A 13,737-nucleotide genomic window follows, 5' to 3' on the forward strand; every position below is an offset into this window, starting at 1 on the left:
CGCCCCCCGCGGCCCGGCAATCGCCCTAATGCCGCGACCTGTCGCGATCCGCGTCCGAGAGCATCGGGCCGATCCGCGGGGCGGTCCCTGTCTCGGGGCGCGAGCGGGTGCGGCGCACGGGCCGGGTGGGCGAATTGCCGCGGCCCTCGCGGAACACGATGTAGAGCCCCGAGGCGATGATGATCGCGGCGCCCAGCGCGGTGCCGCCGTCCACGGTCTCGTCGAAGAACAGCCAGCCGTAGAGCGCGGCCCACAGGATCTGGCTGTACTGCATGGGCGCGACCAGCACCGCGTCGGCGCGGCGGTAGGCCTCGATCATCAGCAGGCTCGCCCCGAAGGCGCAGGCGGCCATGACGGCCCAGAGGCCGAGGTCGCCCAGCGGCATGGGCCGGTACACGAAGGGCAGCACGACCCCCATCGCCGCCACGTTCGCCACCATCGGGTAGAGCAGCAGCACCGCGGTGCGCTCCTCGCGGCCGATCTTGCGCACGATCACCGAGGCCAGCGCCGAGGCGCAGGCCCCCGTGAGCGCCGCCGCGTGGCCCCAGCCCAGCTCCACCCCGCCGCCGGGGCGCAGCACCACCAGCACGCCCAGGAGACCGCAGACCACCGCGCCCCAGCGGTGGGGGCCCACGCGCTCGCCCAGCACCGGGATCGACAGCACCGTGATGATCAGCGGCATCGCGAAGATGATCGCGTAGACCTGCGCGAGGGGCAGCGTGGTGAAGGCGTAGAACACGCACATGCCCGTCACCACCGTGGAGGCGGTGCGCAGCGCGGTCCACCACGGGTGCCGCGGCCGCAGGTTGCCCTCCACGTCGTCGCGCAGCAGCATCATCACGACCAGCGGGAAGGTCAGCAGGACCGAGAAGAACACGATCTGGAACACGGCGTAGCCGCCCAGCATCTTGATCGCCACGTCGTGCACCGAGAACAGCGCGAAGGCCGCGAGGGCGCCGAGGATGCCGGGCAGCGGGGAGGTGGCGGCGGAGCCTTGGGGGGTGGTCATGGGACCGGAGCTTTCGGGTGGTGCGCCGCCCCCTCCCCGGGGCGGCGCCGGAGGGGTCTAGGCGGCGGCGTCGAGGGCGGCGAGCACGGCGTCGCCCATCCCGCTCGTGGAGACGGGGGTGCCGCCCTCGGGGCCCATGAGGTCGGCGGTGCGCACGCCGTCGGCGAGCACCTTCTGGACCGCGCCTTCCAGGAGGTCCGCGTTCGCGCCCTCGTCGAAGCTGTAGCGCAGCGCCATCGCGAACGAGAGGATGCAGGCGATGGGGTTCGCGAGGCCCTGCCCCGCGATGTCGGGCGCCGAGCCGTGCACGGGCTCGTAGAGCGCCTTGGGCCGGCCGTTCGCCATCGGCAGGCCGAGCGAGGCCGAGGGCAGCATCCCCAGCGAGCCGGTGAGCATGGCGGCCAGGTCCGACAGGAGGTCGCCGAACAGGTTGTCGGTGACGATCACGTCGAACTGCTTGGGCCAGCGCGTGAGCTGCATGGCGCCGGCGTCGGCGTACATGTGGCTGAGCTCCACCTCGGGGTACTCGGCGTCGTGGATCTCCTGCACCACGTCGCGCCACAGCACGCCCGATTCCATGACGTTGGCCTTCTCCATGGAGCAGACGCGGTTCCCGCGCCGCTTGGCCAGCTCGAAGGCGGAGCGCGCCACGCGGGCGATCTCGCTCTCGGTGTAGCGCTGGGTGTTGATGCCGACGCGCTCGTTGCCCTCGCGGTGGATGCCGCGGGGCTCGCCGAAGTAGACGCCCGAGGTCAGCTCGCGCACGATCATGATGTCGAGGCCGGCGACCACGTCGCGCTTGAGCGACGAGAAGTCCGCCAGCGCGTCGAAGCACTGCGCGGGGCGCAGGTTCGAGAACAGGTCCATCTCCTTGCGCAGGCGCAGGAGGCCGCGCTCGGGCTTCTCGGAGAAGTCCAACTGGTCGTACTTCGGCCCGCCCACGGCGCCCAGCAGCACCGCGTCCACCTCCTGCGCCTTGGCCATCGTCGCGTCCGTCAGAGGCGTGCCGTGGGCGTCGAAGGCGGCGCCGCCGACCAAGTCCTCGGACACCTCGAACTGCAGCGCGCGGTTCGCGCCGAACCAGTCGATCACGCGCCGCACCTCGGCCATGACCTCGGGGCCGATGCCGTCGCCCGGCAGGATCAGGAGGGTGTTGGCCATCGCGGCGGTCCTTCGCATCTGTTGGATCGCCGGCCGCGCTACTCCCGCCCCTCCGCGTGGTCAACCGGCAGGGCGAGGTCCACCCACACCGCGCGCCCCGTGCCGGCCGCGTCCACGGTTTTGCGTAGAGGGTCGCCCTCGGGCGGCCAGAGCACGCCCGCCGCCACGATCCGCAGGCCGCGCGCGGGCAGCACGTAGTCCACGCGCAGCGGCCCCGGCCCCTCCCACGCGGCGGTGTCGAGGCCCGGATCGCCTCGGTGTCCCGCGCCGCCGCCCCCCGCGCCGCGCGGCTCGGGGTCCCGGAGGCGCGGGTGCGCCAGCAGCGCCGCGAGGGCGTCCCGCCGCCCCTCGCCGTCGCGGGGATCGACGTTGGCGCGGCCCGCGAGCACCGGGAGGGCCTCGGCTTCGGCCAGCCGGAGCGCCAGCGCCAGCTCTGCGGCGTTGTGCAGGCCGTTGCGGTCCTCGGGGCCGTCGAACACGGGCGGGCCGGCGGCGAGGGTCACGAGGCTGAGGCCCGCCACGGGCACCACCCACTGCGCCACGGTGGCGACGGGCACCACGGCCCCCTCGGGCAGGAGGCCGCGGGGCGCGTCCCAGGGCACGCTCGAATGGTCCGCCACCGCGCCGAGGGGATGCCGCGACAGCACCGCCAGCCCCGAATCGCCCGTGAACCGCCCGTAGCCGAGCGCGTCGCGCGCCTCACCCAGCCGCCCGTCGCCGTCGAGGTCGAGCCCCGAGGGGCGGCCCGCGTTGGGGCGCAGGTGCACGGCGTGGGGATAGTCCAGCCCCCGCGCGCGCAAGCCGGCGCGGATGCCGTCCAGCCCCGCCCCGCCCGCGTCCCAGTCCACGTCGCCCAGCACCAGCACGTCGGCACCGACGTGGGCGATCACGTCGAGGGCGGCAGCGGCCTGCGCCTCGCCGCGCAGGACGTCGCGCAGCATGAGGCCGGGCCCGCGGCGGCCGAGGCCGGAGTGGAACGTGGCGACGCGCAGCGTGTCCGCGGCGACGGGAGCCGCCAGCAGCAGCAAGGCGGCGATCAGGCCGGCAGGAAGTCCGTGCCGACGGCGGCGTGGTCGACGGCCACGCGGCGGCGCTTGGCCTCGATCATCAGCGCCAGGCGGCGCATGGCGATGCCCCGGAGGAACAGGGACGCGGGAAGGAAGGCCCATAGCGCCACCGACCAGACCAGCACGAGATCGCTCTCGATCAGCGAGATGCCGTTCACGCCGCCGACGAAGCCGGCGACCGGCGGGGAGAGGTATGGCAGCACGATGCCTAACAGGATGTTAAAGCGCCCGTCCGAGCGCAGGCGGCGCACCACGTCGGCGCCCGCCGTCGGCTCGAAGGTGGGCAGGTTGATCCAGACGTTGAACGCGCCCGAGCGGCCGGGCCAGCGGTAGAGACGGATCAGGATCGCGAAGAGCGTGATGCCGACCAGCGCCACGAGATAGGCCAGCCCGGCCGCGGCGCGCACGATCTGCGCCTCGGCCATGGTGGTGCCTTCGGGCAGGAGCCAGAGGATCAGGCGGATCGGGCTCCAGGGGAAGTCCATGGCGTGGCCCAGCATCACGCCCACCGCGAAGACGAGGCGGCTGAGGGCCGAGGGCTCCTCGCGCCCGGCGCAGATCCCGGCGATCATCAGCACCGTGAGGGCGAGGATGGCGAATCGCGTGCGGTTGAAGGGCGGCGCGTCGCGGAACTCCACGAGGCCGGGATAGATCGCGCCGTACTCCAGCACCGTGAACACCGCCGCGCAGAAGGCGATCAGGATCACGGCGTCGGCCACCTCGGGCGCGTCCTGCGGGAGCAGGAGCGACGGGGTGACGATCATGGCCACCACCAGGAGTGCACGAAGTCCCGCGCCGGTGAGCTGCGAAATCACTGTCTGCCTCTTCCTGCCGTCCGGGTCGGTACGTGCCTTCCCGTGTCCGGCGGATATGGTGCCCGAAGGCACCGTGCCTCATTCTCGCCTAGAGGTTGCCCTGATTAACTTCATCCGGCAACTGCCTGATTTGGCCGGGAAAGAAACGTGGGGCGTTTGTGTCCCCCGCGCGACAGGACGCGGATAAGGAACGTGATTTCCGTTTCCGATCAGTGCCTTGCGAAGCGGACTTGATGTGCGCAAGCCCGCATCGCACGGCGGCGCCGCGGCGTCACACCCAGGGGCGGTCCTGCCCCATCCGCCCCTCGAAGGTCTCGATCGAGCCGGCTTTCTGCTCGGTCAGGCCGATGTCGTCGAGGCCCTCCAGCAGGCAGTGCTTCTTGAAGGGATCGACCTCGAAGGGAATCGCGCGCCCGTCCGTCAGGCGCACCTCCTGGGCCTCCAGGTCCACGGTGATGCGGGCGTTCTCGCCGCGCTGCGCGTCCTCCATCACAGCGTCCACCTCCTCCTGGGGCAGCGCGATCGGCAGGATGCCGTTCTTGAAGCAGTTGCCGTGGAAGATGTCGGCGAAGGAGGGGGCGATCACGACGCGGATGCCGAAGTCCAGAAGCGCCCAGGGCGCGTGCTCGCGGCTGGAGCCGCAACCGAAGTTGTCGCCCGCCACCAGGATCTGGGCACCCCGGTAGGCGGGCTGGTTAAGCACGAAGTCCGGGATCTCGCTGCCGTCGTCGCGGTAGCGCATCTCGTCGAAGAGGTTCACGCCGAGGCCCGAGCGCTTGATGGTCTTCAGGAACTGCTTGGGGATGATCATGTCGGTATCGACGTTGATCAGCGGCAGCGGCGCGGCGACGCCGGTGATGGTCTCGAACTTGTCCATGGGATGCCCTCCGGGGTGTGCGGGCGTGATTACGCCCCCGGCACCGCGAAGGTCAACGCGGCCCAGAGCGTCTCCCACATGGCGCCGTCCGCGGCCCCCTCCTCCACCGGCAGCAGCGTCACGGCATCCGCCAGGTACTCGTGCCCCGGCGCCACCGGCAGCATCGCCACGCCCGACGCGTCCGTGCGGTGGAGCGTGACCTCCACGGAACCGTCGGGCGCGCGCGCGAACAGCTCCACCTGGGCGTCCGCGCGCGGCTCGCCCTCGAGGAGCACCCGCACCGGCAGCCCGCCGGCGAGCGCGTCCGTGTAGGGGTTGGCGAGCGCCACGATCTCGGTGCGCAGGCCCGTCGCGCGGTCCTCGCCCATGCCTGAGCCCACGGCCACCAGCGCCTTGGCGTAGCGGCGGTAGCGCTCGGTGATGCCCTCCTGCGGCAGCCCCCGCGCGAGGTGCTCGGCCTCCGCGTCCGGGAAGTCCTTGTGCTCGGCGAAGCCCAGGAACCGCTCCCAGCCCGAGCGCCCGTCCTTCTCGCGGTAGGTGACCAGGGCGTCCGAGGTCTCGTGCACGATCGTCAGCAGCCCGTCGGGCAGGCCCTCGACCCGGAAGGCCGGGTTGTCGCCGATGCGCACCGGCACGGGGTAGGTCTCGCCGCCCACGATCATGTCGTAGCGCGCCGCGCGCGCGGGCACGTAGCTCAGCGACGAGCCCTCCAGCTCCTCGCCGTTGCGGAACGCGGCGACCACGCCCTCGCCCTCGCTCACTTGGTAGCGCTCGGGCGCGATCCAGAACTCGTGCGCTTGCCCCGGCAGGGCGAAGGTGCACATTGCGGCGAGGATTGCGAAAGGACGGTGCATGGGTACGAGGCTCCTGGGGTTGGGCACGAGGTTGTTGCTGGCGGCGGTGCTGTCAATGCCGGGGGCGCTCGCCACCGCTCACGAGATCGAGCCCACGGTGGCCGACGTCGCCGTGGGCGCCGACGCGGTCGAGGTGCGGCTGCGCACCGCCGCCGAGGCGCTGATCGCCGGCATCGACCTGGGCGCCGTCGCGGACACCGACGAGGCCCCCGAGGCCGAGCGCCACGACGCCCTGCGCCGCCTGGAGCCGGCCGCGCTGGAGGCGGCCCTTCGCGAGAGCTGGCCCGCGATCCGCGAGGACTTCGTGCTGCTGGCGGGCGACGCCGCGCTGGAGCCGGAGCTGGAGGCGGTCGAGATCCCCGAGGTGGGCGACCCCGAGCTGCGCCGCGACAGCGTGCTGGTGCTGCGCGCGCCCCTGCCCGCCGACGGCTCGGGCGTGCGGATGGGCCTCGCCCCCGACCGCGGCGCGCTGATCGTGCGCCAGGGCGACGGCGAGGCCTCCTACGAGGCGTTCCTGTCGGGCGGCGACCTCACCGACCCGATGCCGCGCGATGCGGTCGCCGCGCAGAACGCGGCGCAGGTGTTCGGGCAGTATCTCTGGCAGGGCGTGCTGCACATCGTGCCCATGGGCCTCGACCACATCCTGTTCGTGCTCGGCCTCTTCTTCTACGCGCTCGCCTGGCGGCCCCTGCTCTGGCAGGTGACGTCGTTCACGGCGGCGCACACGGTCACGCTGGCGCTGGCCACGGTGGGGATCGTGCGCATCCCCGGCACCTCCATGTGGATCGTCGAGTCCATCATCGCCGCCTCGATCGTCTACGTGGCGGTCGAGAACCTCGTGGCGATCCGGCGCGCGCGCCGGGTGCCCGCCGCGGCCGCCGCGGGCGGCCCCGTCACCGAGGGCGGTGTCGAGACGCCGCGCATCGGCTGGGACCGCATCGCCGTGGTGTTCGCCTTCGGCCTCCTGCACGGCCTCGGCTTCGCCAGCGTGTTCTCGGAACTGGACGTGTCGGGCAACCTCGCGGTGAAGCTGATCGGCTTCAACGTCGGCGTGGAGCTGGGCCAGCTCCTCGTGATCGCGGTGGCCTTCGCGTTCATCCTGGCCGCGTTCCGGGTGATGGGCCGTCGCCTGTCGCCGGTGGCCGAAGGCTTCCACGCGGTGGCGGTGGTGGGCTCGCTCCTGATCGCCGCGCAGGGCGTCTGGTGGGTGATCGAGCGCACGATCCTCGGCTGAGGCGCAGGCCGGGGGGCCTCAGAGCAGCCCCTCGGCGCGGAAGCTCGTCTCGCGGCCGCGCCCCACCACGATGTGGTCGTGCAGCACCATGCCCAGCGCCTCGACCACCTCGCGGATGGCGTGGGTCATGGTGACGTCGGCCTCGGAGGGGGTGGGATCGCCCGAGGGGTGGTTGTGCACGAGGATCAGCGCCGAGGCGTCCAGCTCCAGCGCGCGCTTCACCACCTCGCGCGGATAGACCGGCACGTGGTCCACGGTGCCGCGCCCCGCCACCTCGTCGGCCACGAGCACGTTCTTGCGGTCGAGGTAGAGCACGCGGAAGCACTCCGTGGTGCGGTGGGCCATCGCGGTGTGCAGGTAGCGCAGCAGCGCGTCCCAGGACGACAGCACGGGGCGGTCGATCACGGTGGCCCGCGCCATTCGGTGCGCTGCCGCCTCCACGATCTTCAGCTGCTCCACGACCGCCGCCCCCACGCCCTGCACCTCCGCCAAGCGGGCGGGCGGCGCGGCCATGACGCGGTTCAGGTCGCCGAAGATGCGCAGGAGGCGCTTGGCCACGGGCTTCACGTCGCCCCGCGGCACGGCGCGGCAGAGGATCAGCTCCAGGAGCTCGTAGTCGGGCATGGCGTCCGCGCCGCCCTGCATGAAGCGCTCGCGCAGGCGCGCGCGGTGGCGCAGGCGGTGGTCGGGCTCGGCGGCACGGGCCGCCTCGGCGGCGGGCACCGTGACGGCCCGGGCGAACAGGTCGGCCGCGTTCGCGGCCTCGGCCATGGATCGTCTCGTCATGCGCCCATCTGGGCGCGCAGGTGTAAACGGGGGGTTAAGCCTGCGCCGTCGCCGCCCAGGTCGGGTGGAACAGCCCGGCGGGCGAGGGCGTGAAGATCTCGGCCCCCGTGGCCGTCACGCCCACCGAGTGCTCGAACTGGGCCGACAGCGACTTGTCGCGGGTCACCGCGGTCCAGTCGTCGGCCAGCACCTTGGTCTCGGGGCGCCCGAGGTTCACCATGGGCTCGATCGTGAAGAACATGCCCTCCTCCAGCACCGGCCCCGTCCCCGGGCGCCCGTAGTGGAGCACGTTGGGCGGCGCGTGGAACACGGTGCCCAGCCCGTGGCCGCAGAAGTCGCGCACCACTGACATGCGCTCGGCTTCCACGAAGCTCTGGATCGCGTGGCCGATGTCGCCGAAGGTGTTGCCGGGGCGCACGGCCTCGATGCCGCGCATCAGCGCGTCGTGGGTCACCTGGATCAGGCGCTCGGCCTTCCGGCTGAGGTTGCCTGCCACGTACATGCGGCTCGTGTCGCCGAACCAGCCGTCGACGATCACGGTCACGTCCACGTTGACGATGTCGCCGTCCTTCAGGCGCTTGTCGCCCGGAATCCCGTGGCAGACCACGTGGTTCACGGAGATGCACGAGGCGTGGCGGTAGCCCTTGTAGCCGATCGTGGCCGAGGCCGCGCCGGCCTCCTCGATCCAGCGGGTGATGGCGGCGTCGATCTCGCCCGTGGTGACGCCCACCTGCACCAGCGGCGCCACGCGGTCGAGGATCTCGGCGGCGAGGCGGCCCGCCGCATGCATGCCCGCGAAGTCCGCGTCCTCGTGGATGCGGATGCCGTCGCGCGTCAGTCGGCCGCGGTGTTCGTCCAAGGCGTGTCTCCCGTCGTGAGGGCGCAACATAGGGGACGCGGGGCGCGAGTTGAAGACGGGGAGCGGGCGGCCTTCGGTCGCCGGGGGCGCTCCGCTGCGCAATGGTGCGCTACCGGCGGCCAGAGGCCCCGGATCAAGTCCGGGGCGTGGCGGTCCCGGTTTCCTGCCGTCCCGCCCCGGCCCTGCGCGAGCGCTTCGCTCCGGAGCGGGGGCGCCAGCGGCAGCCAGAGGCCCCGGCTCGAGGCCGGGGCGGGGCGGGGCGGGACGCCCTTACTCCACCGGCATCCGCTCCCCCAGCCACACCCCCTCGCGGGTGATGCGCGTCCCATACGCCAGCGTCTCCACCCCCGCCTCGCGGGCCCGCGCGAAGGCCGCGCCGTAGACCGGGTCCAGATCGGCGGCGATCCGCAGCCGCGCGCAGTCGGGGCGCTGCACGAGGTAGAGCGTCACCGCCCGCCCCCCGGCGCGCACCACCGCGGCCATCTCGTCGAGGTGCCGGGCACCCCGCGCCGTGCGGCTGTCGGGGAACTCGGCCCAGTCGCCGTCGCGGCGGAAGTGGACGTTCTTCACCTCGACGTGGGTGTCGCCCACCATGAAGTCGATGCGCGAGCGCTCGCCGTAGCGCACCTCGGCGCGCACCGCGCCCTCCAGCCCCGGCACGAGGCCCGCCCGCAGCGCCTCGCCCACCACGCGGTTCGGCACGCCGGTGTCCACCCCCGCGAGCCGCCCGCACGGCATCTCCACCAGCCGCCAGCCCCAGCCGAGCTTGCGGCGGGGGTCGTCGTTCGGCTCTAGCCAGACGCGCATGCCCGGCTCGGCCAGCCCGGTCATGGCGCCGGGGTTGGGGCAGTGCGCGGTCACCTCGCGTCCGTCCTCCAGCGCCACGTCGGCCAGGAACCGCTTGTAGCGGCGGACGAGGCGGGCGGGCACGAGGGGCGTGGCGAAGCGCATGGGCGCGCCCTATACCGTGCACGAGCCACGGAGAGCCAGATGCCCAACCCCACCGCCGCGATGCTCGTGATCGGCGACGAGATCCTCTCGGGCCGAACCCGCGACGGCAACACCCACCACCTCGCGGGCCGCCTCGGCGATAGCGGCATCGACCTGCGCGAGGCCCGCACGGTGCCCGACGAGCAGCCGCGCATCGTGGAGGCGTTGAACGCCCTGCGCGGCGCCTACGACCACGTGTTCACGTCCGGAGGCATCGGGCCGACCCACGACGACATCACCGCCGACGCCGTGGGCGCCGCCTTCGGCGTCCCGGTGGACGTGAGGGACGACGCGCGCACGATCCTCGCCGCGCATTACGCCAGCACCGGCAAGGAGCTGAACGAGGCCCGCCTGCGCATGGCCCGCGTGCCCGAGGGCGCGACCCTCATCGACAACCCCGTGAGCGCCGCCCCCGGCTTCACCGTCGGGAACGTGCATGTCATGGCCGGCGTGCCCGCGATCTTCGCCGCCATGGTCGAGAGCGTGCTGCCCACCTTGCAGGGCGGCACCCCGCCCGTCTCGGCATCGGTGCGCGTGGAGCGGGGCGAGGGCGACCTCGCCGGCCCCCTGGGCGAGCTGGCAGCGCGCTATCCCGACCTGAGCTTCGGCTCCTATCCGTTCCAGGACGCGGACGGGCGCCACGGCGCCAACCTCGTGGTGCGCGGGGCGGACGGCGCCCGCGTGGCCGAGGCCGAGGCCGCCCTGCGCGCCGCCTTCGCGTGACCGCGCCGGGCGCCGCGCGGATCATGGCGGCGGTCCGCGCGACCTGGCCGCCCTCGGCGCTGGCCCCTTGCGGCCCCTTCGCGCTGCCCGCCGAGCGGACCGGCACCCGCCGCGCGACGGCGGCCCGCCTGCGGGAGGGCGAGGCGGCCACCGACGCCGACGTCGCGGCGGTGGAGCGCGCCCGCCCCGGCACCGTGTTCGGCACGCTCGACGGCGCCGAGGACGCGCTCGCCGCCCTGCTGGCCGCGCGCGGCTACCGCGAGGGCGGCGTGTCGGACCTCATGGCCGGCCCCGTGGCGCCGCTGCTCGGCGAGCCGCTGCCCCGCGTCAGCGGCTTCGCGCACTGGCCGCCGCTCGCGATCTGCGGCGCGATCTGGGACGACCACGGCAACCCCGCGCCCCGCCGCGCGCCCATGCACCGCACGCCCGCGCCGCGCGCCGCGATCCTCCTGCGCCACGCCGACCGCGCCGCGGGCGCCCTGTTCGCCGCGATCCACGACGGCCTCGCCGTGCTGCACCTCGTCGTCACCCTGCCCCGCGCCCGGCGCCAGGGGGTGGGCCTGCTTGGCCTGCGCCACGCCGCGGCCTGGGCCGAGACCCACGGCGCCACCCACCTCGCCCTGCCCGTCGAGGCCTCGAACGCCGCGGCCGTCGCGCTCTACCGGCGCGGCGGCCTCGTGCGGCGGGGCGGATACCGATACTGGAGCCACCCATGACCCCCACCGCCCTCGACCTGCCGCAGGCCAACCCGCTTCCCCCGGAGACGCAGCGCTACTTCGCGCTCTGCGTCGAGAAGCTGGGCTTCGTGCCCAACGTCCTGCGCGCCTACGCCTTCGACGTGGACAAGCTGAACGCCTTCACCGCGCTCTACAACGACCTGATGCTGGGGCCTTCCGGCCTCTCGAAGCTGGAGCGCGAGATGATCGCGGTGGCGGTCTCCGCCGAGAACCGCTGCTTCTACTGCCTCGTGGCCCACGGCGCCGCGGTGCGCCAGCTCTCCGGCGACCCCGAGCTTGGCGAGCGCATCGCCTTCAACTGGCGCACCGCCGCGCTCGAGCCGCGCGTGCGCGCCATGCTCGCCTTCGCGGTCCGCATGACCCGCGCCTTCGCGGAGATCGCCGAGGCCGATCGGCAGGCGTTGCGGGACGAGGGCCTGTCGGACCGCGACATCTGGGACGTCGCCTCGGTGGCCGCGTTCTTCAACATGACGAACCGCGTGGCCTCGGCCACGGCGATGGAGCCGAACCCCGAGTACCACGGCCAGGCGCGGTGATGCGGGCGGCGGCCATGCTGCTGCTCGCCGCCGCCCTGCCCGCCGCGGCGCAGGACCTCGCCCTGCCCTTCCCGGCCACCGAGACCCTGAGCACGTCGCAGCCCCTCGCCTCGCACCGCATCGCCACCGGCCCCGCGCGGGACGGCGCCGTGCCCTTCGAGACGGTCGAAGGCGCCGTCGCCCGCCGCGCCGTGGAAATGCGCGTGCCCGAGGGCACCGGCAGCCTCGCCGTCCTCGCACCCGTCCGCGATGCGCTGGTGGCCGAGGGCTGGGAGCCGCGCTTCGCCTGCGAGACGCGGGGCTGCGGCGGCTGGGACTTCCGCTTCTGGCTTGACGTGGCCGAGGCGCCGGCGATGTTCGTGAACCTCGCCGACTTCCGCTACCTCGCCCTCGCCCGCGGGCCCGAGCGCCTCGCCCTCCTCGTCAGTCCCTCGGGCGCGCGCGCCTACCTCCAGGCCGTGCACGTCGCCCCCGAAGGCACGGAGCCGGCCCTGGCCGTCGCCGCCGCCCCGACGCCCCCCGGCGCGGTGGGCGCGGCCCTGGCGGCCACGGGGCGCGCGGTGCTGGGCGACCTCGTCTTCGCCACCGGCTCCGCGGCGCTGCCCGAGGCGGAATACGCCTCGCTGGACGCTCTCGCCGCCTACCTGCGGGAGGTCCCGGACGCCCGCGTCGCCCTCGTGGGCCACACGGATGCGGAAGGGGGCGCGGCGGGCAACATCGCGATCAGCCGCGCGCGGGCCGAGGCGGCGCGGCGCAGGCTGGTGGCCCTGGGCGTGGCGCCGTCCCGGGTCGAGACCCACGGCGTCGGCTACTTCGCCCCGCTCGCCCGCAACGACACGGCGCGGGGGCGCGAGGCGAACCGCCGCGTCGAGGCGGTGCTGGTCTCGGTGCCGGAGTAGCGACGACGAAAGGCCCCGCCGTGGCGGGGCCTTCGGTCCGTGCGGCGGGGCGCGCCTACCAGTCGGCGGCGCCGCGGTCGCGGAAGCTCTCGACCAGGAAGTCGATGAAGGCGCGCACCTTGGGTTGGGTGTAGCGCCCCGGCGGATAGACCGCGTAGATCCCCTGCGTCTCCGGCTCCAGCCCCTCGATCGCGGGCACCAGCTTCCCCTCGCGCACCGCGTCCGCGTAGAGGAAGGCAGGCAGGTAGGCGATCCCGAGGCCGCCGAGCGCCGCGTTCAGGAGCGACTGCCCGTCGTTCACCGTCAGCCAGCCCGCCGAGCGCACCTGCCGCTTCTCGCCCGAGGGCGCGGTGATGCGCCAGACGTTGCCGCCCGACTGGTTCGAGTAGTGCAGGAGCTTGTGGTCGTTCAGGTCGTCGATCCGCGCCGGGCGCCCGTACTCCTCGAGATAGGTGGGCGAGGCGATCATCATCTTGTGGCTCTCGGCCAGCTTGCGGGCGCGCAGGCTGCTGTCCTCCAGCTCGCCGATGCGGACCGCGAGGTCGAAGCCCTCGGAGATCAGCTCCACGAAGCGGTTGTCGAGCACCATGTTGACGGTGATGTCCGGGTACTCGTGCAGGAACGAGCCGAGGTTCGGGCTGAGGTGGTTCACGCCGAAGTCGGTGGCCACCGACACCCGCAGCAGGCCCGAGGGCGCCGACTGCATCGAGGTCACGAGGGCGTCCGCCTCGCCGGCGTCGTTCAGCACCCGCCGCGCCCGGTCGTAGTAGGCGAGGCCGATCTCGGTGGGGCTGACCCTGCGCGTGGTACGGTTCAGGAGGCGGGCCCCGAGACGCGTCTCCAAGGAGGAGACGTGCTTGGAAACCGCCGACTTGCTGATGCCGAGCTTCTTGGCCGCATCCGTGAACCCACCCTGATCGACCACCGTGGCGAAGGCTTCCATTTCAGACAGTCGATCCATTCGGGCCTCACAATACCTTCGATCTCTCCACCATGTTTGATGGGTCAATCGGGCGGAAACGTGCCCGGGGGGGGCCAATGACGCGAAGTTTGCGGGATCGTTTCGGCGTAATCCGAGTCGATTGCGGCAAAGCTGCCGAAACGCCGTGTCACCCACGGGGGTCGACCTGTCCCCGGTCCGATGTGCAAGCAAGTACGCCGCGGGTGTTATGCGATAGCGGCCATGCTGG

General features: G+C 73.2%; 15 protein-coding genes. 5 read left to right on the forward strand and 10 right to left on the reverse strand.

Annotated elements, in window-relative coordinates; translation table 11 throughout:
* Positions 1 to 25: 25 nt before the first annotated feature.
* The 6 genes from K3554_RS02240 to K3554_RS02265 all read right to left on the reverse strand — a co-directional run bounded on the left by K3554_RS02240 (position 26) and on the right by K3554_RS02265 (position 5,783).
* A complete protein-coding gene (locus K3554_RS02240) occupies positions 26 to 1,009 on the reverse strand; it encodes a DMT family transporter (protein WP_259942935.1) in 984 nt (327 codons plus the stop codon).
* A gap of 57 nt (positions 1,010 to 1,066) precedes the next feature.
* Positions 1,067 to 2,170 carry a 3-isopropylmalate dehydrogenase gene (gene leuB / locus K3554_RS02245; protein ID WP_259942938.1) on the reverse strand — a complete coding sequence of 368 codons (1,104 nt, stop codon included), beginning with the start codon at positions 2,168 to 2,170 and terminating at the stop codon, positions 1,067 to 1,069.
* Positions 2,171 to 2,208: 38 nt separating this feature from the next.
* Positions 2,209 to 3,198: an endonuclease/exonuclease/phosphatase family protein gene (locus K3554_RS02250; protein WP_259942939.1), complete on the reverse strand. Its 990-nt coding sequence runs from the start codon at positions 3,196 to 3,198 to the stop codon at positions 2,209 to 2,211.
* Positions 3,199 to 3,206: 8 nt separating this feature from the next.
* Positions 3,207 to 4,052 carry a hypothetical protein gene (locus K3554_RS02255; RefSeq protein ID WP_259942941.1) on the reverse strand — a complete coding sequence of 282 codons (846 nt, stop codon included), beginning with the start codon at positions 4,050 to 4,052 and terminating at the stop codon, positions 3,207 to 3,209.
* Between the two features lie 271 nt (positions 4,053 to 4,323).
* Positions 4,324 to 4,929 carry a 3-isopropylmalate dehydratase small subunit gene (leuD, locus tag K3554_RS02260; protein WP_259942943.1) on the reverse strand — a complete coding sequence of 202 codons (606 nt, stop codon included), beginning with the start codon at positions 4,927 to 4,929 and terminating at the stop codon, positions 4,324 to 4,326.
* A gap of 29 nt (positions 4,930 to 4,958) precedes the next feature.
* Positions 4,959 to 5,783, reverse strand: coding sequence for a DUF4198 domain-containing protein (locus K3554_RS02265; protein WP_259942945.1), 825 nt, complete (start codon positions 5,781 to 5,783; stop codon positions 4,959 to 4,961).
* Here K3554_RS02265 and K3554_RS02270 point away from each other — a divergent pair.
* A complete protein-coding gene (locus tag K3554_RS02270; RefSeq protein ID WP_259942947.1) occupies positions 5,782 to 7,017 on the forward strand; it encodes a HupE/UreJ family protein in 1,236 nt (411 codons plus the stop codon). The genes K3554_RS02265 and K3554_RS02270 overlap by 2 nt on opposite strands.
* Positions 7,018 to 7,035: 18 nt before the next feature.
* Here K3554_RS02270 and radC read toward each other — a convergent pair whose 3' ends face one another.
* The 3 genes from radC to sfsA all read right to left on the reverse strand — a co-directional run bounded on the left by radC (position 7,036) and on the right by sfsA (position 9,613).
* Positions 7,036 to 7,803, reverse strand: a complete 768-nt coding sequence (gene radC, locus K3554_RS02275; protein ID WP_259942949.1) for a RadC family protein — start codon at positions 7,801 to 7,803, stop codon at positions 7,036 to 7,038.
* Positions 7,804 to 7,837: 34 nt separating this feature from the next.
* Entirely contained in the window at positions 7,838 to 8,662 is an 825-nt protein-coding gene (gene map / locus K3554_RS02280; RefSeq protein WP_259942950.1) for a type I methionyl aminopeptidase, read from the reverse strand.
* A 270-nt stretch (positions 8,663 to 8,932) separates the two neighbouring features.
* Positions 8,933 to 9,613: a DNA/RNA nuclease SfsA gene (sfsA, locus tag K3554_RS02285; RefSeq protein ID WP_259942952.1), complete on the reverse strand. Its 681-nt coding sequence runs from the start codon at positions 9,611 to 9,613 to the stop codon at positions 8,933 to 8,935.
* Positions 9,614 to 9,652: 39 nt separating this feature from the next.
* On the opposite strand from sfsA, the gene K3554_RS02290 reads away from it, so the two are divergent.
* Genes K3554_RS02290 through K3554_RS02305 form a run of 4 tightly spaced genes read left to right on the forward strand, consistent with a single transcriptional unit; the run spans position 9,653 to position 12,547 of the window.
* Positions 9,653 to 10,375 carry a molybdopterin-binding protein gene (locus tag K3554_RS02290; RefSeq protein ID WP_259942953.1) on the forward strand — a complete coding sequence of 241 codons (723 nt, stop codon included), beginning with the start codon at positions 9,653 to 9,655 and terminating at the stop codon, positions 10,373 to 10,375.
* The gene (locus K3554_RS02295) at positions 10,372 to 11,091 is read left to right on the forward strand and encodes an N-acetyltransferase (protein ID WP_259942954.1); all 720 of its coding nucleotides are present in this window, start codon (positions 10,372 to 10,374) and stop codon (positions 11,089 to 11,091) included. The genes K3554_RS02290 and K3554_RS02295 overlap by 4 nt, the downstream gene beginning before the upstream one ends.
* On the forward strand, positions 11,088 to 11,648 hold the full coding sequence (locus K3554_RS02300) for a peroxidase-related enzyme (protein WP_259942957.1): 561 nt from the start codon (positions 11,088 to 11,090) through the stop codon (positions 11,646 to 11,648). Before K3554_RS02295 ends, K3554_RS02300 begins: the two co-directional genes overlap by 4 nt.
* Positions 11,648 to 12,547, forward strand: a complete 900-nt coding sequence (locus tag K3554_RS02305) for an OmpA family protein (RefSeq protein WP_259942959.1) — start codon at positions 11,648 to 11,650, stop codon at positions 12,545 to 12,547. The genes K3554_RS02300 and K3554_RS02305 overlap by 1 nt, the downstream gene beginning before the upstream one ends.
* 55 nt (positions 12,548 to 12,602) lie before the next feature.
* Here K3554_RS02305 and K3554_RS02310 read toward each other — a convergent pair whose 3' ends face one another.
* The gene (locus tag K3554_RS02310) at positions 12,603 to 13,508 is read right to left on the reverse strand and encodes a LysR family transcriptional regulator (RefSeq protein WP_259942960.1); all 906 of its coding nucleotides are present in this window, start codon (positions 13,506 to 13,508) and stop codon (positions 12,603 to 12,605) included.
* Positions 13,509 to 13,737: the final 229 nt, after the last annotated feature.

It is taken from the genome of Jannaschia sp. W003 (genome assembly GCF_025144335.1).
Taxonomy (GTDB): Bacteria; Pseudomonadota; Alphaproteobacteria; order Rhodobacterales; family Rhodobacteraceae; genus Jannaschia.

What these genes read in the sequence shown, in the direction of transcription:
- K3554_RS02240 (WP_259942935.1), bottom strand. Translation starts at nt 1,009, where the DNA reads ATGACCACCCCCCAAGGCTCCGCCGCCACCTCCCCGCTGCCCGGCATC.
- leuB (WP_259942938.1), bottom strand. Translation starts at nt 2,170, where the DNA reads ATGGCCAACACCCTCCTGATCCTGCCGGGCGACGGCATCGGCCCCGAG.
- leuD (WP_259942943.1), bottom strand. Translation starts at nt 4,929, where the DNA reads ATGGACAAGTTCGAGACCATCACCGGCGTCGCCGCGCCGCTGCCGCTG.
- K3554_RS02270 (WP_259942947.1), top strand. Translation starts at nt 5,782, where the DNA reads ATGGGTACGAGGCTCCTGGGGTTGGGCACGAGGTTGTTGCTGGCGGCG.
- K3554_RS02265 (WP_259942945.1), bottom strand. Translation starts at nt 5,783, where the DNA reads ATGCACCGTCCTTTCGCAATCCTCGCCGCAATGTGCACCTTCGCCCTG.
- radC (WP_259942949.1), bottom strand. Translation starts at nt 7,803, where the DNA reads ATGACGAGACGATCCATGGCCGAGGCCGCGAACGCGGCCGACCTGTTC.
- sfsA (WP_259942952.1), bottom strand. Translation starts at nt 9,613, where the DNA reads ATGCGCTTCGCCACGCCCCTCGTGCCCGCCCGCCTCGTCCGCCGCTAC.
- K3554_RS02290 (WP_259942953.1), top strand. Translation starts at nt 9,653, where the DNA reads ATGCCCAACCCCACCGCCGCGATGCTCGTGATCGGCGACGAGATCCTC.
- K3554_RS02300 (WP_259942957.1), top strand. Translation starts at nt 11,088, where the DNA reads ATGACCCCCACCGCCCTCGACCTGCCGCAGGCCAACCCGCTTCCCCCG.
- K3554_RS02305 (WP_259942959.1), top strand. Translation starts at nt 11,648, where the DNA reads ATGCGGGCGGCGGCCATGCTGCTGCTCGCCGCCGCCCTGCCCGCCGCG.
- K3554_RS02310 (WP_259942960.1), bottom strand. Translation starts at nt 13,508, where the DNA reads ATGGATCGACTGTCTGAAATGGAAGCCTTCGCCACGGTGGTCGATCAG.